Source organism: Streptococcus sp. 1559 (genome assembly GCF_013276735.1).
Taxonomy (GTDB): Bacteria; Bacillota; Bacilli; order Lactobacillales; family Streptococcaceae; genus Streptococcus; species Streptococcus pseudopneumoniae.
The window spans coordinates 91,240-117,208 of record NZ_VMLO01000003.1 but is presented as its reverse complement, the minus strand read 5'-3'; the positions used below and the strand labels follow the sequence as shown (position 1 = coordinate 117,208).

Annotated in this window: 36 protein-coding genes and 3 pseudogenes; 3 read left to right on the top strand and 36 right to left on the bottom strand. The window is 39.0% G+C overall.

Features of this window, described 5'->3' with window-relative positions:
• Positions 1-3 precede the first annotated feature (3 nt).
• From HT688_RS00935 to rpsJ, 28 genes are all read right to left on the bottom strand, one after another.
• Positions 4-939 (bottom strand): DNA-directed RNA polymerase subunit alpha, encoded by a 936-nt coding sequence (locus HT688_RS00935; protein WP_000568988.1) that lies wholly within the window; start codon positions 937-939, stop codon positions 4-6.
• Positions 940-981: 42 nt separating this feature from the next.
• A complete protein-coding gene (gene rpsK, locus HT688_RS00930) occupies positions 982-1,365 on the bottom strand; it encodes a 30S ribosomal protein S11 (protein WP_001118385.1) in 384 nt (127 codons plus the stop codon).
• A 17-nt stretch (positions 1,366-1,382) separates the two neighbouring features.
• Positions 1,383-1,748: a 30S ribosomal protein S13 gene (gene rpsM, locus HT688_RS00925; protein WP_000090781.1), complete on the bottom strand. Its 366-nt coding sequence runs from the start codon at positions 1,746-1,748 to the stop codon at positions 1,383-1,385.
• A 17-nt stretch (positions 1,749-1,765) separates the two neighbouring features.
• Positions 1,766-1,882 carry a 50S ribosomal protein L36 gene (rpmJ, locus tag HT688_RS00920; protein WP_001808836.1) on the bottom strand — a complete coding sequence of 39 codons (117 nt, stop codon included), beginning with the start codon at positions 1,880-1,882 and terminating at the stop codon, positions 1,766-1,768.
• 24 nt (positions 1,883-1,906) lie between these two features.
• A complete protein-coding gene (gene infA / locus HT688_RS00915; protein WP_001029883.1) occupies positions 1,907-2,125 on the bottom strand; it encodes a translation initiation factor IF-1 in 219 nt (72 codons plus the stop codon).
• A gap of 116 nt (positions 2,126-2,241) precedes the next feature.
• Positions 2,242-2,880 carry an adenylate kinase gene (locus tag HT688_RS00910; RefSeq protein WP_023932501.1) on the bottom strand — a complete coding sequence of 213 codons (639 nt, stop codon included), beginning with the start codon at positions 2,878-2,880 and terminating at the stop codon, positions 2,242-2,244.
• Positions 2,881-3,088: 208 nt separating this feature from the next.
• Complete coding sequence (gene secY / locus HT688_RS00905) at positions 3,089-4,399, bottom strand: preprotein translocase subunit SecY (protein ID WP_000465393.1); 1,311 nt, start codon at positions 4,397-4,399, stop codon at positions 3,089-3,091.
• Positions 4,400-4,411: 12 nt separating this feature from the next.
• Positions 4,412-4,852: a 50S ribosomal protein L15 gene (gene rplO / locus HT688_RS00900; protein WP_000766086.1), complete on the bottom strand. Its 441-nt coding sequence runs from the start codon at positions 4,850-4,852 to the stop codon at positions 4,412-4,414.
• Positions 4,853-4,996: 144 nt separating this feature from the next.
• Positions 4,997-5,179, bottom strand: coding sequence for a 50S ribosomal protein L30 (gene rpmD / locus HT688_RS00895; protein ID WP_000057241.1), 183 nt, complete (start codon positions 5,177-5,179; stop codon positions 4,997-4,999).
• Positions 5,180-5,192: 13 nt separating this feature from the next.
• A complete protein-coding gene (gene rpsE / locus HT688_RS00890; protein WP_000874202.1) occupies positions 5,193-5,687 on the bottom strand; it encodes a 30S ribosomal protein S5 in 495 nt (164 codons plus the stop codon).
• Positions 5,688-5,704: 17 nt separating this feature from the next.
• Positions 5,705-6,061 (bottom strand): 50S ribosomal protein L18, encoded by a 357-nt coding sequence (gene rplR, locus HT688_RS00885; RefSeq protein WP_000624044.1) that lies wholly within the window; start codon positions 6,059-6,061, stop codon positions 5,705-5,707.
• An 83-nt stretch (positions 6,062-6,144) separates the two neighbouring features.
• Positions 6,145-6,681, bottom strand: a complete 537-nt coding sequence (gene rplF / locus HT688_RS00880; protein ID WP_000086622.1) for a 50S ribosomal protein L6 — start codon at positions 6,679-6,681, stop codon at positions 6,145-6,147.
• Between the two features lie 187 nt (positions 6,682-6,868).
• A complete protein-coding gene (rpsH, locus tag HT688_RS00875) occupies positions 6,869-7,267 on the bottom strand; it encodes a 30S ribosomal protein S8 (RefSeq protein ID WP_000245503.1) in 399 nt (132 codons plus the stop codon).
• 285 nt (positions 7,268-7,552) lie between these two features.
• A complete protein-coding gene (gene rpsN, locus HT688_RS00870; protein WP_001085703.1) occupies positions 7,553-7,822 on the bottom strand; it encodes a 30S ribosomal protein S14 in 270 nt (89 codons plus the stop codon).
• 17 nt (positions 7,823-7,839) lie between these two features.
• Positions 7,840-8,382, bottom strand: coding sequence for a 50S ribosomal protein L5 (rplE, locus tag HT688_RS00865; RefSeq protein ID WP_000013542.1), 543 nt, complete (start codon positions 8,380-8,382; stop codon positions 7,840-7,842).
• Between the two features lie 23 nt (positions 8,383-8,405).
• Entirely contained in the window at positions 8,406-8,711 is a 306-nt protein-coding gene (rplX, locus tag HT688_RS00860; protein ID WP_000497691.1) for a 50S ribosomal protein L24, read from the bottom strand.
• Between the two features lie 182 nt (positions 8,712-8,893).
• Complete coding sequence (rplN, locus tag HT688_RS00855) at positions 8,894-9,262, bottom strand: 50S ribosomal protein L14 (RefSeq protein WP_000616545.1); 369 nt, start codon at positions 9,260-9,262, stop codon at positions 8,894-8,896.
• A 25-nt stretch (positions 9,263-9,287) separates the two neighbouring features.
• A complete protein-coding gene (gene rpsQ, locus HT688_RS00850; protein WP_000440801.1) occupies positions 9,288-9,548 on the bottom strand; it encodes a 30S ribosomal protein S17 in 261 nt (86 codons plus the stop codon).
• Between the two features lie 24 nt (positions 9,549-9,572).
• A complete protein-coding gene (gene rpmC / locus HT688_RS00845; protein ID WP_000772918.1) occupies positions 9,573-9,779 on the bottom strand; it encodes a 50S ribosomal protein L29 in 207 nt (68 codons plus the stop codon).
• Positions 9,780-9,788: 9 nt separating this feature from the next.
• Positions 9,789-10,202: a 50S ribosomal protein L16 gene (rplP, locus tag HT688_RS00840; protein WP_000960946.1), complete on the bottom strand. Its 414-nt coding sequence runs from the start codon at positions 10,200-10,202 to the stop codon at positions 9,789-9,791.
• Positions 10,203-10,205: 3 nt separating this feature from the next.
• On the bottom strand, positions 10,206-10,859 hold the full coding sequence (gene rpsC / locus HT688_RS00835) for a 30S ribosomal protein S3 (protein ID WP_000529936.1): 654 nt from the start codon (positions 10,857-10,859) through the stop codon (positions 10,206-10,208).
• A gap of 12 nt (positions 10,860-10,871) precedes the next feature.
• Positions 10,872-11,216 (bottom strand): 50S ribosomal protein L22, encoded by a 345-nt coding sequence (rplV, locus tag HT688_RS00830; protein ID WP_000818137.1) that lies wholly within the window; start codon positions 11,214-11,216, stop codon positions 10,872-10,874.
• Positions 11,217-11,227: 11 nt separating this feature from the next.
• The gene (gene rpsS, locus HT688_RS00825; protein WP_000533766.1) at positions 11,228-11,509 is read right to left on the bottom strand and encodes a 30S ribosomal protein S19; all 282 of its coding nucleotides are present in this window, start codon (positions 11,507-11,509) and stop codon (positions 11,228-11,230) included.
• A gap of 103 nt (positions 11,510-11,612) precedes the next feature.
• Positions 11,613-12,446 (bottom strand): 50S ribosomal protein L2, encoded by an 834-nt coding sequence (gene rplB / locus HT688_RS00820; RefSeq protein ID WP_000512910.1) that lies wholly within the window; start codon positions 12,444-12,446, stop codon positions 11,613-11,615.
• 17 nt (positions 12,447-12,463) lie between these two features.
• On the bottom strand, positions 12,464-12,760 hold the full coding sequence (locus HT688_RS00815) for a 50S ribosomal protein L23 (RefSeq protein ID WP_001055347.1): 297 nt from the start codon (positions 12,758-12,760) through the stop codon (positions 12,464-12,466).
• On the bottom strand, positions 12,760-13,386 hold the full coding sequence (rplD, locus tag HT688_RS00810; RefSeq protein ID WP_172923456.1) for a 50S ribosomal protein L4: 627 nt from the start codon (positions 13,384-13,386) through the stop codon (positions 12,760-12,762). Before rplD ends, HT688_RS00815 begins: the two co-directional genes overlap by 1 nt.
• Positions 13,387-13,410: 24 nt before the next feature.
• The gene (gene rplC / locus HT688_RS00805; RefSeq protein WP_000160197.1) at positions 13,411-14,037 is read right to left on the bottom strand and encodes a 50S ribosomal protein L3; all 627 of its coding nucleotides are present in this window, start codon (positions 14,035-14,037) and stop codon (positions 13,411-13,413) included.
• Between the two features lie 216 nt (positions 14,038-14,253).
• A complete protein-coding gene (gene rpsJ / locus HT688_RS00800; protein WP_001284513.1) occupies positions 14,254-14,562 on the bottom strand; it encodes a 30S ribosomal protein S10 in 309 nt (102 codons plus the stop codon).
• Between the two features lie 520 nt (positions 14,563-15,082).
• Here rpsJ and HT688_RS00795 point away from each other — a divergent pair.
• The 3 genes from HT688_RS00795 (at position 15,083) to HT688_RS00785 (ending at position 18,280) form a co-directional block, all read left to right on the top strand.
• The gene (locus tag HT688_RS00795) at positions 15,083-15,523 is read left to right on the top strand and encodes a hypothetical protein (RefSeq protein WP_050222809.1); all 441 of its coding nucleotides are present in this window, start codon (positions 15,083-15,085) and stop codon (positions 15,521-15,523) included.
• Positions 15,524-15,555: 32 nt separating this feature from the next.
• Complete coding sequence (locus HT688_RS00790) at positions 15,556-15,894, top strand: hypothetical protein (RefSeq protein ID WP_050222808.1); 339 nt, start codon at positions 15,556-15,558, stop codon at positions 15,892-15,894.
• Between the two features lie 247 nt (positions 15,895-16,141).
• Positions 16,142-18,280, top strand: a complete 2,139-nt coding sequence (locus tag HT688_RS00785; protein ID WP_023939680.1) for an ATP-binding cassette domain-containing protein — start codon at positions 16,142-16,144, stop codon at positions 18,278-18,280.
• A 272-nt stretch (positions 18,281-18,552) separates the two neighbouring features.
• Here HT688_RS00785 and HT688_RS00780 read toward each other — a convergent pair.
• The 8 genes and pseudogenes from HT688_RS00780 to cls form a co-directional block, all read right to left on the bottom strand.
• A pseudogene (locus HT688_RS00780) lies at positions 18,553-18,699 on the bottom strand (transposase); the annotation flags it as partial.
• Positions 18,691-18,942: pseudogene (locus HT688_RS00775) on the bottom strand (phosphoribulokinase); the annotation flags it as partial. The pseudogenes HT688_RS00780 and HT688_RS00775, both read right to left, overlap by 9 nt.
• Positions 18,939-19,529 (bottom strand): anaerobic ribonucleoside-triphosphate reductase activating protein, encoded by a 591-nt coding sequence (nrdG, locus tag HT688_RS00770; RefSeq protein ID WP_050222807.1) that lies wholly within the window; start codon positions 19,527-19,529, stop codon positions 18,939-18,941. The pseudogene HT688_RS00775 and the gene nrdG, both read right to left, overlap by 4 nt.
• Positions 19,522-20,028: pseudogene (locus HT688_RS00765) on the bottom strand (GNAT family N-acetyltransferase). The gene nrdG and the pseudogene HT688_RS00765 overlap by 8 nt, the downstream one beginning before the upstream one ends.
• A 43-nt stretch (positions 20,029-20,071) precedes the next feature.
• Entirely contained in the window at positions 20,072-20,212 is a 141-nt protein-coding gene (locus HT688_RS00760; RefSeq protein WP_000521618.1) for a hypothetical protein, read from the bottom strand.
• 11 nt (positions 20,213-20,223) lie between these two features.
• On the bottom strand, positions 20,224-22,431 hold the full coding sequence (gene nrdD, locus HT688_RS00755) for an anaerobic ribonucleoside-triphosphate reductase (RefSeq protein WP_050207602.1): 2,208 nt from the start codon (positions 22,429-22,431) through the stop codon (positions 20,224-20,226).
• 119 nt (positions 22,432-22,550) lie between these two features.
• The gene (locus HT688_RS00750; RefSeq protein WP_050207603.1) at positions 22,551-24,089 is read right to left on the bottom strand and encodes a glycosyltransferase family protein; all 1,539 of its coding nucleotides are present in this window, start codon (positions 24,087-24,089) and stop codon (positions 22,551-22,553) included.
• 255 nt (positions 24,090-24,344) lie between these two features.
• Positions 24,345-25,877: a cardiolipin synthase gene (cls, locus tag HT688_RS00745; protein WP_000877323.1), complete on the bottom strand. Its 1,533-nt coding sequence runs from the start codon at positions 25,875-25,877 to the stop codon at positions 24,345-24,347.
• Positions 25,878-25,969 lie beyond the last annotated feature (92 nt).

The following is a 25,969-nucleotide window of genomic DNA, read 5'->3' as shown; positions in this document are numbered from 1 at the left end:
CCTTTATTTATCTTTTAATCCAAGACCCAAATCAATGAGTTTGAGTTTCACTTCTTCCAAACTCTTGCGTCCAAGATTTCGTACTTTCATCATCTCTGCTTCAGATTTTTCTGTCAAATCATGCACAGTATTGATACCGGCACGTTTCAAACAGTTGTATGAACGCACAGACAAGTCCAGTTCCTCAATCGTACGATCCAAAATACGATCGTCAGATTCAGTATCAGCTTCTTTCATCACTTCAGTTGACTTAGCAATCTCAGTAAGATTTGTAAACAAATCAAGATGTTCTGTCAAAATACGTGCTGAAAGCCCTAAAGCATCTTCTGGAATAATTGTTCCATTTGTCAAGATTTCAAGGGTTAGTTTGTCAAATCCATCATTGCTACCTACACGAGCAGGTTCCACTTGATAGTTGACTTTTGTAACTGGTGTATAAATAGAATCTACAGCAAGTGTTCCAACTGGTGCATTATCCTTTTTATTTTCATCAGCAGGTACATATCCACGACCACTGTTAACAGTCATAGTCGCTTTTAGGGAAGAACCTTCACCGATTGTAAAGAGATAATGATCTGGATTTACAATTTCAATATCGCTATCTGTCAAAATGTCACCAGCTGTTACTTCAGCAGGACCTTCAACATCTAGTTCGATGATTTTTTCGTCTTCAACGTACGATTTCACTGCAATTCCTTTAATGTTCAGAATGATTTGCATCACGTCTTCACGAACACCTGGAACTGTGTCAAACTCATGTAACACACCATCAATATTGATAGATGTCACAGCTGCTCCTGGTAGAGAAGCTAGAAGTACACGACGAAGAGAGTTACCAAGAGTTGTACCGTAGCCACGTTCAAGTGGTTCGATTACAAACTTGCCATAATCTTTATTTTCATCAATTTTTGTTATATTTGGTTTTTCAAACTCGATCATTTAGTTACTCCCTCTTAAACGAAAAGCAGTGTAATGCGATGATTATACACGGCGACGTTTTGGAGGACGAGCACCATTGTGTGGCACTGGAGTCACATCACGAATTGCTGTTACTTCAAGACCAGCGGCAGCAAGCGCACGAATAGCTGACTCACGACCAGAACCTGGACCTTTTACAGTAACTTCAACTGATTTAAGACCGTGTTCTTGTGCAGATTTAGCAGCAGCTTCAGAAGCCATTTGGGCAGCGAATGGTGTAGATTTACGAGAACCTTTGAAACCAAGAGCACCAGCTGATGACCAAGCAATTGCATTACCATGCACATCAGTAATCATAACAATAGTGTTATTAAATGTAGCGTGAATATGAGCAATACCAGATTCGATATTCTTTTTCACACGACGTTTACGTGTTGGTTTAGCCAAGACTTTTACCTCCTATATTATTTTTTCTTACCAGCAATCGCAACAGCTTTACCTTTACGAGTGCGAGCGTTGTTTTTAGTGTTTTGTCCACGGACAGGAAGTCCACGACGGTGACGGATACCACGGTATGAACCGATTTCCATCAAACGTTTGATGTTCAAGTTTACTTCACGACGAAGGTCACCTTCAACTTTGATTGCATCCACTTCACGACGGATAGCATCTTCTTGATCTGATGTAAGATCACGTACACGAACATCTTCTGAGATTCCAGCAGCAGCCAAAATTTTCTTAGATGTTGCAAGTCCGATACCATAAACATAAGTCAATGAGATTACTACACGTTTGTCATTTGGAATGTCAACTCCAGCAATACGAGCCATGTTTTCTCCTTTCTATCTTATCCTTGACGTTGTTTGTGTTTTGGATTTGCTGGGCAAATTACCATAACACGACCATTACGACGAATAACTTTACAGTATTCGCAAATTGGTTTGACCGATGGTCTTACTTTCATTTCTTATCCCTCCAAGTTTTTCGATTATTTAAAGCGGTAAGTGATACGTCCACGTGTCAAGTCATATGGACTCATTTCGACAGTAACACGATCTCCCGCTAAAATACGAATATAGTTTTTACGAATTTTACCAGAAACTGTTGCTAAAATCTGATGTCCATTTTCAAGTTCAACCGTAAACATTGCATTCGGCATTGTATCAACTACTTTGCCTTCAACTTCAATCACATCGTCTTTTGCCACGCAAAAGCACCTCCATAAATTTCGATTCGATGCCTCTAGACACAGAGACAACAATTATAAGTCAGACTATCTCAGTATAACATTTGTAGCGGATTTTTGCAAGTGTGAAAAACGCTTTATTTCAAATTTGTCAATACTTTTTCGATATCTGAGAAGACATCGTTAATATCTTGATTACCTTCGATGTCATGAACCAAACCTTTGGCACGGTAGTGAGCAATGATTGGTTCTCCTTGTGCAATATTCACATCCAAACGACGTTTGACTGTCTCAGGCTTATCATCTTCACGTTGGTAGTAATCTTCTTCTTTATAGTCAACTGGTGGGTTAAAGACCTTGTGGAAAGTTTCCCCAGTTACGCGGTGGATGATACGACCACTCAAACGTTCTAAGAGGCTATCTGGATTTACTTCAATGTTGATGACACCTTCTAGTTCAATGCCAAGTTCAGCCAATGTTTTGTCCAAGGCATGAGCTTGTTCGATTGTACGTGGGTAACCATCCAATAAGAATCCTGTTTCTTTAATATCATCTTGTGAAAGACGTTCTTTTACGATTCCATTTGTAACTTCATCAGGAACCAATTCACCCTTGTCAATGTATGACTTAGCAAGAACACCCATTTCAGTTTGATTTGCTATTGCAGCGCGGAACATATCACCTGTTGAGATATGTGCAACATGGAATTGTTCTACGATTTTTGCTGCTTGAGTTCCCTTACCTGCACCAGGTAAGCCCATAATCAAAAGATTCATGATCTGATCTCCTTATTTTATTTTTAAATAGAAGCAAAAAGTCTTTTCACCCCTATTTAAAAACAAAATAGAAGAGGGGAGACCAAACTCTCACTAATGTTAGAGTTAAACCTCCACTCCCTCAGCATTTACTGCTTCATACTCAATGAAAATCNNGATAAAGCTGACGTGGTTTGAAGAGATTTTCGAAGAGTATCAGTAAATACTTTTATTCTGTTCTATCCATGAAACCAACATACTTACGTTTCAATAGGTAACCTTCCAATTGCTTGATTCCTTCGATACCTGTAGAGATAATGATCAAGAGACTTGTTCCCCCAAAGGCAACAACATCAGAAAGACCAAATACATCTTTAGCTGCAATCGGCAAAATGGAAATCACACCAAGGAAGAGGGAACCAACCGTTGCAAGACGACGAAGAAGTTTAGACATATATTCTTCTGTACCTTTACCAGGACGAACTCCATGGATATAGGCACCACTCTTTTGTAGGTTCTCTGCCGCTTTCTCAGGATTAATCTGTACAAACGTATAGAAGAATGTAAAGAGAATAATCAATAAAGCATACATGGCAATACCAGTTGGAGAAGTGGTTGCCAACATCTCTTGTGCTACCCTTACCCAAGCCCAATCATGACCTGTAGCGCTCAAAAACTGAAGAATCGCCGCAGGCGCTGCAGTAATGGAACTGGCAAAGATAACAGGGATAACTCCAGCAGGGTTTACCTTCAATGGAAGGTAAGAGCTAGATGGAGCACCTTGTGCAACCTTAGTATATTGGATTGGAATTTTGTATTCTGCTTGTTGAACATAAGTTGTAAAGTAAATGATCAACAATACAGTAATAATCAAAATGATTACGAAAATGATAGATGAAGTGATACGGCTACTTGGGACGTTCACAAAGTAGTCCACATAGATGCCCTGAATCATCTCTGGAATTGAGGCAACAATCCCGGCAAAGATAATCATAGAAACACCATTTCCGTATCCCTTATCTGTAATTTGCTCTCCCAACCAAGTGACAATCATACTACCAGCTGTTAAGATGATACCAATCGTCAGAAAAACTTGGGGAGTTAAAGCAGTTTTAATCAATTGAGCTCCAGCCAAGGTATTAAAACCAGCTGTAATCCCGATAGATTGCACAAAGGCTAGACCAAGGGCAATATAACGAGTAGCTTGGTTCAATTTTCTTCGACCTACTTCCCCTTGTTTTCCCCACTCTACAAATTTCGGTAAAATATCCATTTGTAAGAGTTGGACAACGATAGAAGCAGTAATATAGGGACTAACTCCTAGGGCAAAAATCGAAAAGTTTTTTAGGGCATTCCCCGACACCAAGCTCAACATGTTTAAGAAGGATAATCCACTTAAAGCATTCAAGCTATTGGCATTCACACCAGGAACTGTAATGCTAGTTCCGATACGAAAGACCAAAACGATAAAAATTGTAAATAAAATTTTTGATCGAACCTGCTTGACTTTAAGAGCTTCTCTTAATAATTTAAAAAACATAGGTCACCTCTCTTAGATGACTTCTACTGAACCACCTTTAGCAGTGATAGCTTCTTCAGCTGATTTAGAGAATTTAGCTGCTTTCACAGTCAATTTCTTAATCAACTCACCGTTACCAAGAATTTTAATACCTGACTTTTCAGCTTTAACAATTCCTGCTTCGATAAGAACAACTGGAGTTACTTCAGCACCATCTTCAAAGACGTTCAATTGGTCAAGGTTCACAATTGCGTATTCTTTAGCGTTGATGTTAGTGAATCCACGTTTTGGAAGACGACGGAACAATGGAGTTTGTCCACCTTCAAAACCAAGGCGAACTCCGCCACCGCTACGAGCTTTTTGACCTTTTTGACCACGACCAGATGTTTTACCGTTACCTGATGAAGTACCACGACCAACGCGGTTACGTACTTTACGAGAACCTTCTGCAGGTTTCAATTCATGAAGTTTCATTTTTATTTTCTCCTCTTTTGTAAAATGCTAGCGCCGATAAGGGAGAAAAGGTTGTCTCCCCCATCAACTCGCCTATACGACGTCATCATAGATGACTATATCTAGTTTTAGGGGATGGTATAGTGCACATCCCCTAAAAATTCATTAGTTTACTTCTTCAACTGTTACCAAGTGAGATACTGCAGTGATCATACCACGGATAGCAGCGTTATCTTCTTTAATAACAGAGCTGTTCAATTTGCCAAGTCCAAGTGCTACAACAGTTTTACGTTGTGATGGAATGCGTCCGATTGGAGACTTAGTCAAAGTAATTTTAATTTGAGCCATTTTATCCCCTTTCTTATGCCAAATCAGAAACTGAAATACCACGAAGGGCAGCAACTTCTTCAGCGCGTTTCAATTGTTTCAAACCTTCAACAGTTGCACGAACAATGTTGATTGGAGTGTTAGAACCAAGTGATTTAGATGTAATATCTGCCACACCTGCCAATTCCACAACGGCACGAACTGCACCACCAGCGGCAACTCCAGAACCTTCTACAGCAGGTTTCAACAATACTTTAGCTCCACCGAATTCTGAAAGAACTTCGTGTGGGATTGTTGTTCCAACCATAGGAACTTCGATCAAGTTTTTCTTAGCATCATCTACTGCTTTACGGATTGCTTCTGGAACTTCTTGAGCTTTACCAGTACCAAATCCTACGCGACCGTTGTGGTCACCAACAACAACAAGAGCTGCGAAACGAAGACGACGTCCACCTTTAACAACTTTTGTAACACGATTGACAGCAACTACGCGTTCTTCTAATTCAACTGCATTGTCTTTAAATGCCATTTTCTAGTGTCCTCCTATTAGAATTTCAATCCGTTTTCACGAGCTGCATCAGCCAAAGCTTTCACACGTCCGTGATATAGATATCCACCGCGGTCGAACACCACTTCTGAAATACCTTTAGCGTTTGCACGTTCTGCAACGAGTTTACCGACAGCAACAGCTTGTTCAGTTTTAGTTCCTTTTGAAACTTCTTTATCAAGAGTTGAAGCACTTGCGAGCGTTACACCCGCTACGTCATCAATCACTTGAGCGTAGATGCCTGTATTAGAACGGAATACGTTCAAACGTGGGCGATCAGCAGTTCCAGAGAGTTTTCCGCGAACGCGACGGTGGCGTTTTTGGCGGAGTTTGTTTTTATCTGGTTTTGAAATCACAGTTTTCACCTCTTTAGTTTTAAATCGTGTGCTATGCACAAAGTTGGAAAATAGGTTGGTGGTTGAGAATCAACCACTCAACATTATTTACCTGTTTTACCTTCTTTACGGCGAACGAATTCACCAACGTAACGGATACCTTTACCTTTATATGGTTCTGGTGAACGAAGGCTACGTACGTAAGCAGCTGTTTGACCAACTACTTCTTTTGAAATTCCGCTAACAACGATTGTTGTTGGGTTTGGAAGTTCAAAAGTAATTCCTTCTGGAGCTTCAACTTCGTCTGGATGAGATTTACCAACAGCCAAAACAAGTTTAGATCCTTGAAGTTGTGCACGGTAACCAACCCCGCGCATTTCAAGTTCTTTCTTGAATCCTTCTGATACACCAACAACCATGTTGTTCAAAAGGGCACGAGTAGTTCCGTGGATAGTTTTCATTTCTTTTGAATCGTTTGGACGGTGAAGAGTTACTTCAGTACCTTCCACACGGATTTCAATATCTTTTGAGAACTCACGAGTAAGTTCTCCTTTAGGTCCTTTTACAGTTACAAGGTTGTCATTGTTAGTGATTTCAACACCAGCAGGCAACACGATAACTTTATTACCAATACGTGACATGTTTATTTTCTCCTGTTAAATTGTCAGGCCAGAACGGCCAGTTTTCACGGGGCTAAATCGATTTCTCGATTTAAAGGAACATTTAGGTTTCAATTTCAAAGTGAATCTAGGCATCGTCTCGCAGGCATAACTTTGGGTTAGGCAAGAGACGATAACGAAGAGTCACAAAGAAATTGGGAGCTAAATATTACCAAACGTAAGCGATAACCTCACCACCAACATTCTTTTGGCGTGCTTCTTTATCAGTAAGCAAACCTTCAGAAGTTGAAAGGATAGCAATTCCAAGTCCGTTAAGAACTTTTGGAAGGTCTTCACGTTTTTTGTAGACACGAAGTCCTGGTTTAGAAATACGTTTCAAGTTAGTGATAACTTTTTCACCGTTTGGTCCGTATTTAAGAAATACACGGATGATGCCTTGTTTGTCATCTTCGATGATTTCAACGTTTTTTACAAAACCTTCGCGTTTAAGGATTTCAGCAATCCCTTTTTTGATGTTTGATGCAGGTACTTCAAGTACTTCGTGTTTAGCTTGGTTAGCGTTACGAATACGAGTTAGGAAGTCTGCGATTGGGTCAGTCATAACCATTTTGTTTTTCTCCTCTTACTAGTAGTTTGCAAGTTGCACTTGCTAGTTAATACATGATACAAAGAGCGTAACAGCAAGAGCAAAAATAGGCAATTTGATGCAGGAGCGATGCTCCAAAGAAAATTGGTCTTTTTTTGCCAAAGCCGTAGCTCGTGTTCAAATTGGCTAGCCCAACTGAACCCGGGCTAAACTCTGTGTGAAAAAGATAAACTTTCCTAGAAACCTCAGTTTCTTCGTCAAGTTTCCTATTTTCACTTAGAGTTTTGACGCCCTTGATATCTTAAATTACCAAGATGCTTTTGTTACACCAGGAATTTGACCTTTATGCGCAAGTTCGCGAAAAGCGATACGACTCAGACCAAATTTGCGGTAAACTGAATGTGGGCGCCCCGTAACTCTACAACGATTATGTAAACGAGTCGGTGAGGCGTTGCGAGGTAATTTAGATAAACCTTCATAGTCCCCTGCTGCCTTTAATGCAGCACGTTTTTCAGCATAACGGTCAACAATTTTTTGGCGTTTAGCCTCTCTAGCTACCATTGATTTTTTAGCCATTAGATTTACCTCCTATATTATTTTGCAAAAGGCATTCCAAGGCCTGTAAGCAATGCACGTGACTCTTCGTCAGTGTTAGCAGTTGTTACGATAACAATGTCAAGACCACGAGTTTTGTCAACGTCATCGAAGTTGATTTCTGGGAAAATCAATTGTTCTTTCACACCAAGTGTATAGTTTCCGCGTCCATCAAATGATTTTGTTGGAACACCGTGGAAGTCACGTACACGTGGAAGTGAAACTGAAACCAATTTATCCAAGAATTCGTACATCCGTTCACCACGAAGGGTAACTTTTGCACCGATCGCAACACCTTCACGAAGACGGAAGCCGGCGATTGATTTTTTAGCTTTAGTGATAAGTGGTTTTTGACCTGAGATAAGTGCCAATTCTTCAGCAGCTTTTTCAAGGCTTTTAGCGTTTGATACAGCTTCACCAACACCCATGTTCAAAACGATCTTATCTACTTTAGGCACAGCCATCACTGATGAGTAGTTGAATTGTTCTGTCAAAGCAGGAACTACTTCATTAAGATATTTTTCTTTTAAACGATTTGCCATTATACTTCTCCTTTCCTTCGTGATTAATCAAGCACTTCGCCTGATTTTTTGTTGTAGCGAACTTTTTTACCGTCTACAAATTTGTAACCAACACGACCAGCTACACCATTTTTGTCCAAAACTTGAACGTTTGATACATGGATAGCTGCTTCTTTCTCGATGATACCACCTTGAGGAAGCTCGTTAGTTGGACGTTGGTGTTTCTTAACGATGTTAACACCTTCAACGATAACTTTGTTTACTTTTGGAAGGGCAGTAAGGACAACAGCTTCTGTTCCCTTATCTTTACCAGCGATTACGCGAACTTTGTCGCCTTTTTTTACAAACATTAGGTTTCTCCTTGATTTTTCTTACGCCCATAAGGGCACCCTAGCTTGAAGCTAGGGGACTAGTTTGTTTGTTTTTGCTCTTCGAAAATCAAAGCAATCCTTCGTCAGTTTCAACTCACCTAACTTAAGTTATGCTTTCGTTTTACTTCCTAGACTTGTTTTAATTTTCTTTGAGCAACCAATTAAAGTACTTCTGGAGCAAGTGACACGATCTTCATGAAGCCACCTTCACGCAATTCACGTGCAACTGGGCCAAAGATACGTGTTCCGCGAGGAGTTTTGTCTTCACGGATGATAACTGCTGCGTTTTCGTCAAATTTGATGTATGAACCATCAGCACGACGAGCACCTGATTTAGTACGAACGATAACTGCTTTAACAACGTCACCTTTTTTAACCGCACCACCAGGAGTAGCTTGTTTTACAGATGCCACGATAACATCACCGATGTTTGCAAATTTACGTCCTGAACCACCAAGAACTTTGATAGTCAAGATTTCGCGAGCACCGCTGTTGTCTGCGACTTTCAAACGAGTTTCTGTTTGAATCATTTCAGTTTTCTCCTTTCAGGTTTGATTAGATGATGACCGCTTCTTCAACAACTTCTACAAGACGGAAACGTTTTGTAGCTGAAAGCGGGCGAGTTTCCATGATACGTACGATATCGCCTTCTTTGGCAACATTGTTTTCATCATGAGCTTTATATTTTTTAGAGTAGTTAATACGTTTACCATAGACTGGGTGGTTACGTTTTGTTTCAACTACAACTGTGATTGTCTTGTCCATTTTGTCAGATACAACACGTCCAACAAGAACTTTACGATTATTGCGTTCCATTGAAATTTCTCCTTCCCTAGTCTATTATTTCGCTTCAGATTGAACTGTTTTGATACGAGCGATTTGTTTTTTAACTTCTTTCAAGCGAGCTGTTTGTTCCAATTGACCAGTAGCAGCTTGGAAACGAAGTTCAAACAATTCTTTTTTCAATTCGTTTTCGCGCTTCGCGAGTTCTTCTTGAGAAAGACCACGAAGTTCTTTAACAAATTCTTTTACTTCATTAAGTTTCATGCCTTCTCCTTATTCTGCTTCACGTTTTACGAATTTACATTTAACTGGCAATTTGTGGCTAGCAAGTCGAAGCGCTTCACGTGCAATCTCTTCAGATACACCAGCGATTTCGAACATCACTTTACCACGTTTAACTGGTGCTACCCAACCTTCAGGTGCCCCTTTACCAGATCCCATACGCACACCGATAGCTTTAGCAGTGTATGATTTGTGTGGGAAGATTTTAATCCAAACTTTACCACCACGTTTCATGTAACGAGTCATGGCGATACGAGCAGCTTCGATTTGGCGGTTAGTGATCCAGTGGCTAGTTGTAGCTTGAAGACCGTATTCACCGAATGCTACTTCTTTTCCACCTTTTGCTTCACCGCGCATTTTTCCACGGAACTCACGACGGTGTTTAACACGTTTAGGTACTAACATTGGTTATTTACCTCCTTTAGTGTTTTTACGAGCTGGAAGAACTTCACCACGGTAGATCCATACTTTAACACCAAGTTTACCGTATGTAGTATCTGCTTCTTCCCAAGCGTAATCGATATCTGCACGAAGTGTGTGAAGCGGAACAGTTCCTTCAGAGTATCCTTCAGCACGGGCGATATCTGCACCGTTCAAACGACCTGATACTTGAGTTTTGATTCCTTTAGCTCCAGCACGCATTGCACGTTGGATTGCTTGTTTTTGTGCACGACGGAAAGCAACACGTTGCTCCAATTGACGAGCAATTCCTTCACCTACAAGGTGAGCATCCAAATCAGGTTGTTTGATTTCGATGATGTTGATGTGTACTTGTTTTCCAGTCAATTTGTTAAGTTTTGCACGGAGTGCATCAACGTTAGCACCACCTTTACCGATAACCATACCTGGTTTAGCAGTGTGAAGTGAAACGTTAACTTTGTTTACTGCGCGTTCGATTTCAATAGTTGAAACTGCTGCGTCAGCAAGTTCTTTTTGAACGAATTTACGGATTGCAAGATCTTCATGAAGGTAATCCGCGTATTCTTTTTCAGCATACCATTTGGCATCCCAATCACGGATGATGCCGACACGCATACCAATTGGATGTACTTTTTGACCCACGATTTTACCTCCTTATTTTTCTGCAACAGCTACAGTGATGTGAGCTGTACGTTTGTTGATTGGTGAAGCTGAACCTTTCGCACGTGGACGGAAACGTTTCATAGTTGGTCCTTCGTTTGCGAATGCTTCAGATACTACCAAATTAGCTTTATCCAAACCAAAGTTGTTTTCAGCGTTAGCTACAGCTGAGTTCAAAACTTTCAAGATGATTTCAGCAGCTTTGTTTGGAGTGAATGTCAAGATTGCGATTGCATCGGCTACGCTTTTACCACGGATGTTATCAAGAACAAGACGTGATTTACGAGGTGAAACACGTACTGTACGAGCCATTGCTTTAGCTGAAGTAATTTCTGCCATTTATGTTCTCCTTATTTTCTACGTGTTTTCTTGTCGTCTGCAGCGTGACCTTTGTAAGTACGAGTTGGTGCAAATTCACCAAGTTTGTGACCTACCATGTCTTCTTGGATGTAAACAGGTACGTGTTTACGTCCGTCATAAACTGCAATAGTGTAACCAATGAAACTTGGGAAGATCGTTGAACGACGTGACCAAGTTTTAATAACTTTTTTCTTTTCGTCGTTAGCTTGAGCTTCAACTTTTTTCATCAAATGCTCATCGACGAAAGGTCCTTTTTTAAGACTGCGTCCCATTTTTATATTTTCTCCTTTAAATGTTGTACCACAGCGGCTTGCGCTCACATGGAGCGCTACCGAGCTGGCGGATTTACTAGTTGCTTAAGCGACTAGTTTAATATTATTTCTCGTTGCGACGACGAACGATAAGTTTGTCAGATTTCGCTTTCTTATTACGAGTTTTAAGACCAAGAGCAGGTTTGCCCCATGGAGTAGATGGTGCTTTACGACCAACTGGTGCTTTACCTTCACCACCACCGTGTGGGTGATCGTTAGGGTTCATTACAGAACCACGAACTGTTGGGCGGATACCTTTCCAACGGCTACGTCCCGCTTTACCAAGGTTTACAAGTCCGTGTTGTTCGTTTCCGACAACACCAACTGTAGCACGGCAAGTTCCAAGAATCATACGAACTTCACCTGATTGAAGACGAACAAGAACGTATTTACCTTCTTGACCCAATACTTGAGCAGATGCTCCAGCAGCACGTACCAATTCACCACCACGACCTGGTTTCAATTCGATGTTGTGGATCAAAGTACCAACTGGGATGTTAGCAAGTGGAAGAGCGTTTCCGACTTTGATATCTGCTTCTGGACCTGAAACGATACGTTGACCTACTTCAAGACCTTTTGGAGCGATGATGTATGCTTTCACACCGTCAGTGTAGTGTACAAGAGCGATGTTTGCAGAACGGTTTGGATCGTACTCGATTGTTTTAACAACCGCTTCAACGTTGTCTTTGTTACGTTTGAAGTCAACCAAACGGTAGAAACGTTTGTGTCCACCACCTTGGTGACGAACAGTGATACGACCGTTGTTGTTACGACCAGCCTTGCTCTTCAATGCAACAAGCAATGATTTTTCAGGAGTGCTTGTTGTGATTTCAGCGAAATCCAAAGAAGTCATATTACGGCGACCGTTTGTTGTTGGTTTATAAACACGAATTCCCACGATATTTCCTCCTTAGATTATTCAGCTTCAGCAGCAAACAACTCGATTGCTTTTGAATCAGCTGTAAGTGTGATGATAGCTTTTTTAGTTTTGTTAGTAAAACCAGTGTAACGTCCAACACGTTTAGCTTTTGGTTTTACGTTGATTGTGTTAACATTAGCAACTTTAACACCTTCGAAAGCAGCTTCAACAGCTTGCTTGATCAAAAGTTTGTGTGCACGAGTGTCAACTTCAAATACATATTTTCCTGCTTCAAGTTGAGCCATTGAGCTTTCAGTGATGACAGGTTTTTTGATAACATCATACAAATTCATTATGCAAGAACCTCCTCGATTTTAGAGATAGCTGCTTGAGTAACAAGAAGTTTGTCACTATTTGCGATGTCAAGAACACTTGCAGTTGTAGCAGTCGCAACTTTCACGTTTGGAAGGTTACGAGCTGAAAGAGCTGCGAATTCGTTTCCTTCTTCAAGAATAACAAGGACTTTAGAATCGATGCTCAAAGCTGCAAGAACTTTTGCAAATTCAGCAGTTTTTGGAGCTGTAAATTCAAGAGAATCAACGGCTACAAATTTATTTTCAGCAACTTTTTCTGAGTAAACAGATTTAAGCGCAAGGCGACGAACTTTTTGAGGAAGTTTGTACGCATAGCTACGTGGAGTTGGTCCGAAGACGATTCCACCACCACGCCATTGTGGAGAGCGGATAGAACCTTGACGAGCACGTCCAGTTCCTTTTTGACGCCATGGTTTGCGTCCGCCACCTGAAACAGCTGAGCGGTTTTTAACTGCGTGAGTTCCTTGACGAAGGCTAGCACGTTGGCTGATGATCACATCAAACACAACAGATTGGTTTGGTTCGATACCAAAGATTGCATCGTTAAGAACAACTTCGCCAGCTTGTTTACCAGTTTGGTCGAATAATAATGTTACATTTGCCATTTTGACTGTATTCCCCTTTCCTTATTATTTACCAGCTTTAACTGCTGACTTGATAGTGATAAGAGATTTCTTAGCACCTGGTACGTTACCTTTGATAAGGATAACGTTCTTTTCTGGAACAACTTGTACAACTTCAAGGTTTTGAATTGTTACGCGGTCACCACCCATACGTCCTGCAAGGTTTTTACCTTTGAATACGCGGTTAGGTGCAACAGGCCCCATAGAACCTGGACGACGGTGGTAACGAGAACCGTGAGCCATTGGTCCACGTGATTGTCCGTGGCGTTTGATAACACCTTGGAAACCTTTACCTTTAGAAGTACCAGTTACGTCAACAACGTCTCCAGCTGCGAATGTTTCAACTGTGATTTCAGCACCAACTTCCAAGCCTTCAACGTTTTTGAATTCACGAATGAAGCGCTTAGGAGCCGTGTTAGCTTTCGCTACATGTCCTTTAGCAGGTTTGTTGCTCAATACTTCGCGTTTGTCATCGAAACCAACTTGGATAGCGTTGTATCCGTCTGTTTCAACAGTTTTAACTTGAAGAACAACGTTTGGAGTTGCTTCAATAACTGTTACAGGGATCAATTCGCCAGCTTCAGTGAAGATTTGAGTCATTCCCACTTTTTTCCCTAAGATTCCTTTTGTCATGAGAAAATAGTTCCTTTTCTATATTTTTTATTCAAAAAGTTTTTAACGAGCGTTTTTTATGCTCAGGTCTAAGATACAAAGGGCGTCAAACTCAAAGTGAAAATAGGAAACTGACGCAGTGTCTAGCAGACACTAGGAAGTTTATCTTTTTCACACCGAGTTTAGCCCGTGTTCAATTAGATTGAAACACCAGCCTCTGCTCTTTTATATTTTAGATTAAAGTTTAATTTCTACGTTTACACCACTTGGAAGATCCAATTTCATCAAAGCATCAACTGTTTTTTGAGTTGGGTTAACGATATCGATCAAACGTTTGTGTGTACGCATTTCAAATTGTTCGCGAGAGTCTTTGTATTTGTGAGTCGCACGAATAATTGTGTAGAGGCTACGTTCAGTTGGAAGTGGGATTGGACCCGCAACTTGTGCACCTGTACGAGTAGCTGATTCTACGATTTTTGCAGCCGCTGTGTCAAGCGTACGGTGTTCGTAAGCTTTCAAACGGATACGGATTTTTTTGTTTGCCATTTTTTTCTCCTTTTCGTCTATTTAAGATAATAGGCTAGCTCCACAAGAAAACCGACGCGGCGTTGCGTGGCAATGCAACCGAGCGTGTCGCAACCTCTTGCATCAAAGCTAAAGCTGTAATTTACAGCACCATAATAGAATAACACAAAGCCCCTGCGATTGCAAGGGATTTGTTAGGTTTTTTTCTTTTTTTTGGGATGAAATCGCTTTTGATGAAAAGTTTTACAAAAAATCAAGAAATAAAACAGCGAAAGCGTTGTCAAATTAAAAATAATAGAGTATAATAAGAGATGTAAATATAATTTAAAAAATAGGACAAACCAAAACAAAAACGGAGGGGGAGATGTTTTAAGAAAAAATTATTATACCTTCATTGAGAGGACTAATTTTAGTTCTCAAAAATATTGGTAGAATTTGTGGGAGTTTAGCAAGCTCTCGCCAATGAATGAAATTAGTTAAGATGTTGTAAATGGAACTATAAACTAGATTTTCTTCAATAAGATTGGAATGTGAGTAAGCTATGATTAGAAAAAAATTTTTATTAGCGATTATTGGGATTATTTTGCTATTTTTGGGGTATTGGGGCTGGAAAGTATATCAAGACAGTACAAGAGAAATTATTCCACTAGAGTCTTTACAAGTAACGGTAATAAAAACCGATAAAGATTATTCTATATCTGTTAAAGCAGATTTAGATAATTTTGAACAACTCTCAAATTATCAAGCAATACAAATAAGTAATGATGTCTATTTATATTTTATGAAAACGAAGGCAATTTTTAAAAAAAATACAGTAGATGCAGATTTATCAAATATCTTGGTTGGCAATATAAACCAAGCCATCAACAACATATATGTCGTTAGTGGCAATGATATTATCGTTAAATTTAATGATAGTAAGTATAATCACATCAATGTTTTGAAGTATACTGATAGAAAATTGTTGCTTCGTTTAAATTAAAAAGCGCATTACTTAATAAGAAAGGAAAAAATATGTTAAGAAAATTTAAATCATTAATATTTCTGTCTCTTGCTTCACTATCTCTTATTTCTGGGACTGCTGCATTCGCCGCACAAGGTTCATGGTTTTCTAATTTCCAATTTGACGTAAACGGTGTTTCAGGAGTAGGGACCTCTAATTCTTTTAATGAGGTAGGTCACTTTACTTTTAGAGTAATCCGAGCAGATGGTTCTTGGATTGGCTATAGTAATCACACAATAGGGCCTAATCAATCAGCTTCTAATAGTTACTGGGGGCAACCTGCTTTAGATAGACAGGGGCAAGTTATTATAAACAATAGATATTGGCATACACCTTGGTTTAATTCATAAAAACTTTATGTGTCTGAATATTAGTACTTTTGGCTAATGTCTAACCCTTCAAAATAGCAAAAATAAAAGTTGAGTTNNAACTCAACTTTTATTTTTGGGAAAATATATTATATATCCATGGTGCTTAGTCAATTAAAAATAATAAAATCATACTGACATAAATTTGAACTATTTTAAAATTAACTAGTACCGTGATTCTACAGCAGGTTCTCATATTATTTTTAGATGTCATTGGAGAGTAAAAGGTATGTTGAAAATTTCAAATCTTGACAAAAAATATAAAGAAAAAATAGTTTTGAATTCAGTTACACTCAATATAGAAGACTCAAATAAAATTTATTCTTTAATAGGTGAAAGCGGAACAGGTAAATCAACATTGTTTAATATTTTATTTGGTTTAGATCAGGAGTATGAAGGAGAGTATACTTTATTCAAGCAAAACGCAAAAGAATATAGTTTGGATACATGGGCGCAGTTAAGAGAATCAAAGATAGGATTAGTTTTTCAAGATTATAAACTTTTGGAAGACTTTACTGTTTTTGAAAATTTAAAATTAGCAAGTAATGCACCGGATTCAGATATCGGAAGTATCATGAAAGAATTAGATATTTTTGATTTGAAATCTAAGTTTTGCTTTGAGTTAAGCGGAGGGCAAAAGCAGAGGGTAGCTCTTGCACGTGCAGCCATAAAAAAACCAAAGATTTTACTATTAGATGAACCTACAGGAAACTTAGATACTTCAACCAGCCAATTAGTTTTTAAATATCTACAAAAACTTAGAAATAGAGGGATTCTTATTTTCTATATCACTCATGATAGAGAGTTGGCTAATTTGGCAGATGTTGTATATGAGATAAAAGATAAAACAATTAAAGAAGTCAGGAGAACAGAGGAAAATATAAAGTTATCTGATAACTTCAACGAAAATACTCGAAAAATTCCCTTTAATTTTACTATAGATTATGTAAAATATAAGTCAATTCGAAATATGAAGAGGCAATTACTTCTAATAGTTCCTATGACTTTAATAATATCTATTTTTATACTAGGCTTTACTGCGTATCGTTCAGCTTCTTTACTTAGTTTTGAGAGTTTTTTTTCTGGAATAAGTGAAAGAGTCATAGTGGCATCTACTCAGCAACTCAATACAGATACAATAAAAGATTATAATGAAAATAATATACAAAGCCCTTATGATGGTAAGAGAATAGGTTTTTCGGATAAAGATAAACAACAAGTTGAATCTATTGATGGAATTGAGAAGGTAATTTTATTTAATCATGGTGTAAAATCTAATTATAACAATGCTTATAATAGTTTAAATTTAAATTTTTCTGAAAAAGATTTTTCTAGTAAAATAAGAAAGTTTAACTATGGCTGGAATAAAATTTCTTCACTTTCATTCAATTTCCAAAAACTCGATGTTCCTAAATACTTTATTTCAGATTATAATTCTGAGAATATAATCCTGTTATCAGGTGACTATCCAAAGGATGACAGTAATGAAGTTTTAGTACCAGATACTTTTATTTTGCAACATTTAAATACTGAAGACTATCAAAAAGTTCTTAGAAAAGAAATTGATTTGGAAACAGCAAATATATACTCTAAGGAAAAAAAGAATGATAAAGTAATAATTAGCGGTGTTTATCAAACATATTATCAAAATAGTTTGAAATCAAATTATCCAATTTACTCATCTTATTTTGAAGAATCTAATCTTGAATATTTTTTAAGTCAAGAATCATATGAGCATCACAAACAAATATTATCGTTGACTCCTGAAACATCAAAGGCTAGTAAAGACATTGTAGATAGTTATGAAAATTATGTAAATGCTGTAGGGACGAGCAAAGATGGATTGTTAATAAAAATAACTGGTGATGTAGAGACTATTTCTAAAAATCTGCAAAAACTATTTCCTAAGTATCGATTAGCTTCCAGATATGATATGAGGTCAGGAACTTTTAGTGATATTTATGGTAGCTTAGTGAGAATATTGATAGTTGGTTCGACTGTAATTTCTCTGGTCATAGGATTAGTAGTTGCATTTTTAAATAAGGGATATATAATCAATAGATCAAAAGAGTTAGCTATTTTATATAGCTTAGGGTATAAGAAAAAGTATATTTTTTCAATAATATTTTTTGACAATATATTAATTTTTCTTTTATCTTTCTTTAGTGCAGTGCTAATAACTACAGGATTAAATTTAGTTTATCTCAGTAAGACTGTGTACTTCTCCTATTTTTCATCGTTATCATCATTATCAAATATGGGATATATTTTTGCACTTGTTATATTGATGATGTTAGTATCGGATATATGGGGGTTGAACACTGTTAAACAAAGGCAACTCCGGAAATTTTTGAATAATCAATTTTAACAATGTTAATCAAGAGTTTATTACATCAAATTTTGTGAACACTCTTTGATTTTAGCTAAAATATCTCATTGTCATGGATATTGGGAGGCTTTAAGATATTAAAAGAGAGGGAATTGAACTCAGTAATATCATTAATTTAATGAGCTAACTATTTGAATAGAAGATATGATTGAAATCATCAAAGCGATTCTCTATCCTATCTTCTATTTTTTGCATAACAAACAGAGGGGGGCACCCCATTTTTTGAGATTTATGTTACTCTATAGATATAGTTAATTGAAACAAGAGCAGGACAGAAGAGACTCGTAAAAGGTATTGCAACTTGGTAATACCTTTTTGAGGTGCTTTTTGATATGAGCCCATGTTTTCTCAATAGGATTGTACTCAGATGAGTAGGGAGGAAGAGGTAAAAGTTCATGCGCCACCGGCAGACAAGCTGTCACCTTTTGATTTGGTGCGTCCTTTGGCACTACCAGATGGCGTTCTGAGGTGATATAAGGATCTGTTTCTAGCAAATTTACTGTAGTAGAATCTAAAGCTTGGTACAATTCTTGAGCAAAGGTTGATTTACCCGAAGCTCCATGACCGTATATTCCCAGTGTCCTGACTTTCCCCGTCTCGATCTCTGAGACTAGTTGGTCTACTAAGTCTTTTTTCTTCATTCTCTCTTCACCTGTTCATAGCTTTCTTTTCCGTCATTGAGCTTGTCCCAAATCACTACTTGCCCACTTTTGAGCGATTTTTGCACATCGATAACTCGTTGGTTAGACGAACCTCGAAACTGGAGCATATGATTTCTCTTAGTTCGATCATATCGTCCATCGACAAGAATGTCAATCAGTGACAAGAGTTCCAGTTTATCTGGAGTTTCCAACATCATTTCTTCCCAAGTGTAGCCGGCCCAGGACCAGATGTCCTTGTCTGGCAATTCCTTCCGAATCCGCTTAGCAAGTGGCAAGAGAATCCCAGTATTAAGAAAAGGCTCCCCTCCCAGCAAGGTCAAGCCTTGAACATAAGGTTGAGCGAGATCTTCCATGATCTGTTCTTCTAATTCTGCTGTATAGGGAATTCCGGCATTGAAGGACCAGGTGGCAACATTATAACATCCCTCGCAATGAAACATGCAACCTGATACATAGAGAGAGTTACGCACGCCTTCGCCATCCACAAAGTTAAAGGCCTTGTAGTCAATGATACGCCCTTGACTGAGTTCCTCGCTTTTCCATTCTTGTGGTTTTGGATTATTCATTCGCTACCTCTATCCAATAACGCTCCACACCATTACGAACGTCCTCAAGGAGCCCACCATTTGCTAAAATGACTGCTCTACTAGCAGAATTATTCACACTACAGGTCACCAGAGCTTTCTTGATATTCTTTTCCTTAGCAACTTTCAAGCCCTGACGGAGAGTCTCTTTTGCATAACCTTTGCCTCTTTCTGATGGACGGATGGAGTAGCCAATGTGGCCAGCATAATTCAGTAAACCCTCATTCAGTCTCAATCGCAGATTCAAAAATCCTAGAGTATGACCTGCATCATCAAATGATACAAATTGAATAGAAGGAACACGATTTTCAGGCAAGTTTATTCCCATTTCTTTTTGCATATTTGTTTCCAACCACTCTTCATACACAAAGTTCTCTGTATCTCAAAATCCGCCATCATGGGCTGATTGGCTCTTTTCAAACTCTGCCATCATCTCTAAAACTGTTTCTTTATCTGCTAATCTTGGTCTGCGTAATTCCATCCTTACCTCCCACTATGAGAAAAGCGAGAGCTGACTCTCACTTTTATTTCTTCTTATTCTTATTTAAAAATTGTTCTCTGAGGTTGAGCAAGCGTTCTTTCTTACCAGCTCCACCTTTAGAGTGTTTCTCGTGATAACGGGTCACTTGTGCACGCCCCTTATCGTCTAATTGATATTTTCCCATTTCATTTCTTTCTAATTGGTTACTTGGTGACCAGCTATTTTAATCGTTGAACCATTCATGTGTTTGACACGCGCTGCAATTTCCTTGTGACGCCCATTGACCATAGGTCTCGCTTGAGGATTACCTAAATAGCCACAAGTCCGTTTAACAACGTCTACTGTTTTAGGGTCGCTATTGCCACAGTTAGGACAAGCAAAGCCCCTCTCAGTTGGTTCAAAATCCCCTTCAAAGTCACACTTATAGCAACGGTCTATTGGAGTATTAGTCCCCAGATAACCCACACGGTCATAAGCATAATCCCAGACAGCTTCCAGAGCCTTAGGATTTTGCTGAAGGACTGGATACTCACAATAATGGATGAAACCACCTGACGCACCTGCTTCTGGATAGACTTTCTCAAAGTCTAATTTTTCAAACGGTGTTGGATTTTTACGAACATCGTAGTGGAAAGAGTTGGTGTAGTATTCCTTATCTGTAATATCAGGAATAGAACCAAACTTGTCTGTATCTAGTCGACAGAAACGGTCTGTCAAACTTTCAGACGGTGTTGAGTAGATAGAGAAATGGTAGCCATATTGGTCAGACCACTCTTCTACACGGCGTTTCATATCGCGAATGATGTCTAGCGTGAATTCCTTAGCATCTGGATTACTTTCCCAGCTGTTACCAAAGAAAACTGTCGCTACTTCATACAAGCCGATATAGCCCAGCGAAACGGTTGCCCGACGATTCTTAAAGAGCTGGTCAACACTTTCTTCTTTACCTAGACGATGGCCAAAAGCACCGTACTGATAAAGAATAGGAGCATTTGCCGGTGTCGCTTCCTTGGTTCGTTCGACACGGTAAACCAGGGCATCTTCTGCGATATTCATACGCTCGTTGAAGATTTCCCAGAACTTATTCATGTCGCCCTCAGACTCGAGGGCGATGCGAGGAAGATTGACCGTCACAACGCCTAAATTCATCCGACCTGAATTGACTTCTACACCATTTTCATCCTTCCACCCTTGAAGAAACGAACGGCAACCCATAGGCACCTTAAAAGAACCTGTCAAGTCGACAATCTTATCGTAAGACAAGACGTCTGGGTACATCCGCTTGGTTGCACACTCAAGAGCCAACTGCTTAATGTCGTAGTTGGGAGTTCTTTCTTCCAAGTTAAGACCTCTTTTAAGCGTAAAGATGAGCTTAGGAAAGATGGCTGTACGGTGTTCTGAACCGAGACCCTTGATACGAATGTTTAAAATAGCTTTTTGAATTTCACGCTCAAAACGGCTAGTTCCTAGACCAAAACCTAGCGAGGTAAAAGGTGTTTGGCCATTTGAAGTGAAGAGGGTGTTGATTTCATACTCAAGGGATTGCATAGCATCGTAGATGTCTTTTTGAGTTTTCTTCCAAGCGTAATCTTCCCGTTTTTCAGGCAAGACCCATTCTTCTGCATCTTTGAGGTGTTTTTGGTAGTTCTTCTCTGCATAAGGCGCCAAGACTTCATCGATACGGTCAGCTGAACAACCACCGTACTGGCTAGAAGCCACGTTGGCGATGATTTGGGAAATCTGAGCTGTTGCAGTCTGGATAGACTTGGGACTTTCTACCTCTGCATTTCCAATCTTAAAACCATTTTCCAACATCCCCTTGAAATCAATCAAACAGCAGTTGGTCATCGGTGTATAGGGACTGTAGTCCAAATCGTGATAGTGGATATCCCCCTTTTGGTGAGCATTGGCTACGTGCTTAGGAAGCATTTGGAGTCCAATCGACTTCCCAACAATCCCCGCAGTCAAATCACGTTGGGTGTTAAAAACATCGCTATCTTTATTGGCATTTTCATTGACAACTGCCTGATCTTTATTAAGAAGCTTATGAATACTAAAGTTGATATCTGTCGCTTTTGAGCGCTCAAAATCCCTCTGTGTCCGATAAGTGATATACTCCTCAGCCAGCGCATATTCTTTGGCTTCAAGGAGTTCATGTTCTACGATATTTTGAATTTCGTAAATCTTAACCCCCTGTGGAAAGCGACTATGAATTTCTGTGACAATTCGCTCAGTCAGAGCATTGAGGCGTTTTTCAACCAAGGGTGTCACATCCATAACCTTGTCTGCCGCCTTGTGGAGAGCCTTGTCAATCTTATCCACATCAAATACAACACGTCTCCCATCTCGTTTCTCGACGAAGAGAGTTGGCAAAATTGTAATTTTTTCTTCTAGTGCAATCATATGCATGCTCTTTTCTAAAATGTTCTTTCTAAAAAGTATTATACCACTCTAAAAAGAAAAATCAATATCTTGTGTTAAAAATCCTAAAATTTTTAAAAATACACAAGATATTGATTTTGTTATTTGATTTTATAGACTTTAAACTCTGAGTAATCAGTCTTTACTTGTTGGTAATTTTCTTTCAAGATTGTTTCTACTTCAGACCAGACTGGCACCTTGTCATTTACCACAATCACCTTAGGTTGTTTTTCTTTCAAGTCATTGAGTAGCTTATTCCGATTTTCCTCAGTTGCTGTATAGTGCACGGGAGACAAAATCGCCGATGGCGACAAGCGCTCACTCTTACGATAAAGAGTCGCAGTATCATCCCATGCATAGATAGCATCTTCCGTATTTGTCTCCTCTTTTACCAAATCAGCAAGACGATTACGTTCTTGATAAGGTACCGGATAAAGGACAAACCTCATCAAAAAGGGAACAGTCAAGAGATAGACAAGCCCTAAAACTGGCAGATATAGATTTCCTTTGAAGAAACGACTCCATAGACTAACTGGCGTTTCTCTTCGTCTTCGTCTAACACTACGCCCCCTCTGTTGACTCTTAATATTGGTTACCAATAAAAGTAGGAAAACAGGGAAGACGACCATCAAATAAGAAGCGTGCAGAGGCTCTTGTGAAAAGAAAAGCAAAATCAAACCTAAAATTGTCACAAGACTCGCAGGCACTGAGATGACATATAGTTTAGAGGGTTTGGATTGAAAGAGACCTAAAAAGATACAAACCACAAATCCCAAACCAAGGGACAACAAGCCATAAAAAGCTATATTCTCTAAAATTTTAGAAGTGAAATCAAAGCGAATACTGTCAATAGGATAACGAATACCACTAATGGCATCCCCAAAACTTCCTGTTGCAACACTATAGTAGGCAGTTGGATAAAAGACAAGTGAAAAACCTAAAGCCACTGCAAGAAACTGATAAAACCCATGCGCAAAGCGTCTATGCCCAAGGTTAAAGACCAACAAGCCTAAACTCACTACAGCAAGAAACAGGAGCGATGACAAGGGAGCAAAGAAAAATCCGCCTGCCAAAGCCAGCCCAATCCGTACAAAGCCCTTATCATGGCTTGGATTGCTTAGGTAAGCCGCAACTAAACTAAAGGCCGCGAATAAGAAGGGAAGCGCTAAAAGAGTCGCATATCCTCCACCAAAAGCAAGACCTGTAACTAGCATGTAAAAAATAGTCACCACTTGTCCAGCTTGCTCTCCTTGCTCTGTCAAGGTGTCCGCTGATCTAAAAAGGAAAAATCCTCCTGCTACCAAGGCTAACCACTCAAAGATGGCAAAGAAAAATCCGCCCTGAGTCACGTAAGTCAGCAAATAATAAAGCAAACCTTGACTTCCATAATAGTCGCTGTAAATCTTCCCTGTCTGATGAAGCGCCCAACCTGCATAAAAATCCTGCACTTCCTGTGCACTCATTAAATCGAGTAATAGCGGTACTCCTAGAGTTATTCCTGTTACAAGCGTACTCCATAGTAAAATTTTCACCAAAGGAAGACGACTTGATTCACGATGATGCAATTCTTGTTTGATTTGGTATTCTAGAGGTTCACGATTCTCCTGATGAACTTCTTCTACTCTACCATACACACTCATATCGTTTCTCCTATTCAATTTATCTGTCTTAGTATATCAAAAAGTCCTAGGATTGTCAGCTTACGATGGCTGTTTAAGTGATTTTTTACATAGTTTCACAAAGGTTTCAATTTCCCGAAAACGGTGTAAATGTGTCTGTTTGAATGTCAGGATATAATCCAATTCTTTCTGAGTCAGCATCGTCCCTCCCTATATCTTTCTATTCGTAAAAAGCAAGAAAAAGAGGACTGGTTTGTGTCCTCAGTCCTAGACTTCTTATAAGATTGGAGCGAATAACTGGGCGATTTCTTTTACAAGTTTTTGATACCAGCTCGTTTTGATAGAATGGGGATAAACTTCCTGAGAATCTGCAAATATATTTTGAAAATCTCGGGCTATTTCCATTATAGAAGGAGTTTTATAGAGTAAGACTGCATTTTCATAATGGTGTACCAAGCTCCGGTAGTCGAGATTGATTGTCCCCACCACCGCAAAATCTTCGTCTACCAACATCTGCTTACTATGAATAAAACCTGGACTATACTCATAAATTCGAACACCAGCAGAAAGAAGGTCTGGATAAGCGCCTCTTGTGACTAACTGAATGAACTTCTTATCTGGTATGTAAGGGGTGACAATCCGAACATCGACCCCTCTCATAGCAGCATTTTTGATTGTCTCCGTTAAATCATAGTCTATGATCAAATAAGGTGTCGTAATATAGACCGATTCCGTTGCTTGATTGATCAAACTCTGATAAACCTTTTTCCCTACCTGCGTTCGAAAAATTGGCTTGGGTCCACTTCCGTATGGAATGGTTAAACCGTCACTTGGGATAGAATGATTTTCTAAATGATATTGATCAAAATCACTAATCTCTCCTCGATTGATGTACCAAGTGGTTAAAAACAAGCGTGTTAGGGCTTTTACTGCTAGTCCGTCTAAGCGAATTCCACTATCCTTCCAATAACCAAATCTCTCGACATGGTTAATGTACTCATCGGCTAAGTTAATGCCTCCTGTATAAGCTATCTGACCATCAATAATCAATATTTTTCTATGATCTCTGTTATTATAGGCCACTGTCAAACGAGGAATAACTTTATTGAATTTATGGGCCTCGATGCCCAGCTGACGAAGTCGATGTGCATAATCTCCTGTTAAAGTAGCCATACAGCCAATATCGTCATAGAGCAGTTTAACTTCAATGCCTTGAGCAACTTTTTGCTCCAAGATTTCTAAAATACGATTCCACATCAAACCTTCTTCTATAATGTAATATTCCAAGAAGATAAATTTCTCAGCCTTTTTGAGATCTTCTACCATCTTTTTCCACATAGCTTCTCCGTTAGAAAAAAATGTAGAGGCAGTTTGATCATAGACATCAGCATTGGTATCCATACTCAATAAGGACTTGATGACACCATATGCCGCCTTGTCACTTTCTTTTAATTCCTCTTTTAGTAGCTGGCTATTTGCTTCTTGGAAATGCATGGAGCCTAGCTTCTTCAGTTGTTTGATTTCTTTTTTGGACAATCGCCTCTCACCAAACATCAGATAGAGCAAGGGGCCAAATACTGGCACAAAGGCTACTAACAACCAGGTTACCTTATTCTCAGGAGTCGTATTACGGTTGACTATCGAAATGATTGTGATGATACTCAGTAGAATGAGGACAGTAATCCATAAAATGGGAGCCATGCGTCCTAAATAAAGAAAGATACCAAAAACAAGACAAAGTTCAAGTAGCATAATCGAAAGACTAAAGCCATACTTGGACATCAATAATTGAAATTTTCTATATTTCATATCCCCTCCTTGATATTTTGAATGCTAAAAACAAGTAATTGATACTAGTATAACCCAGGTATTCGATAGAAGGCAAGTATTTATGATTATTT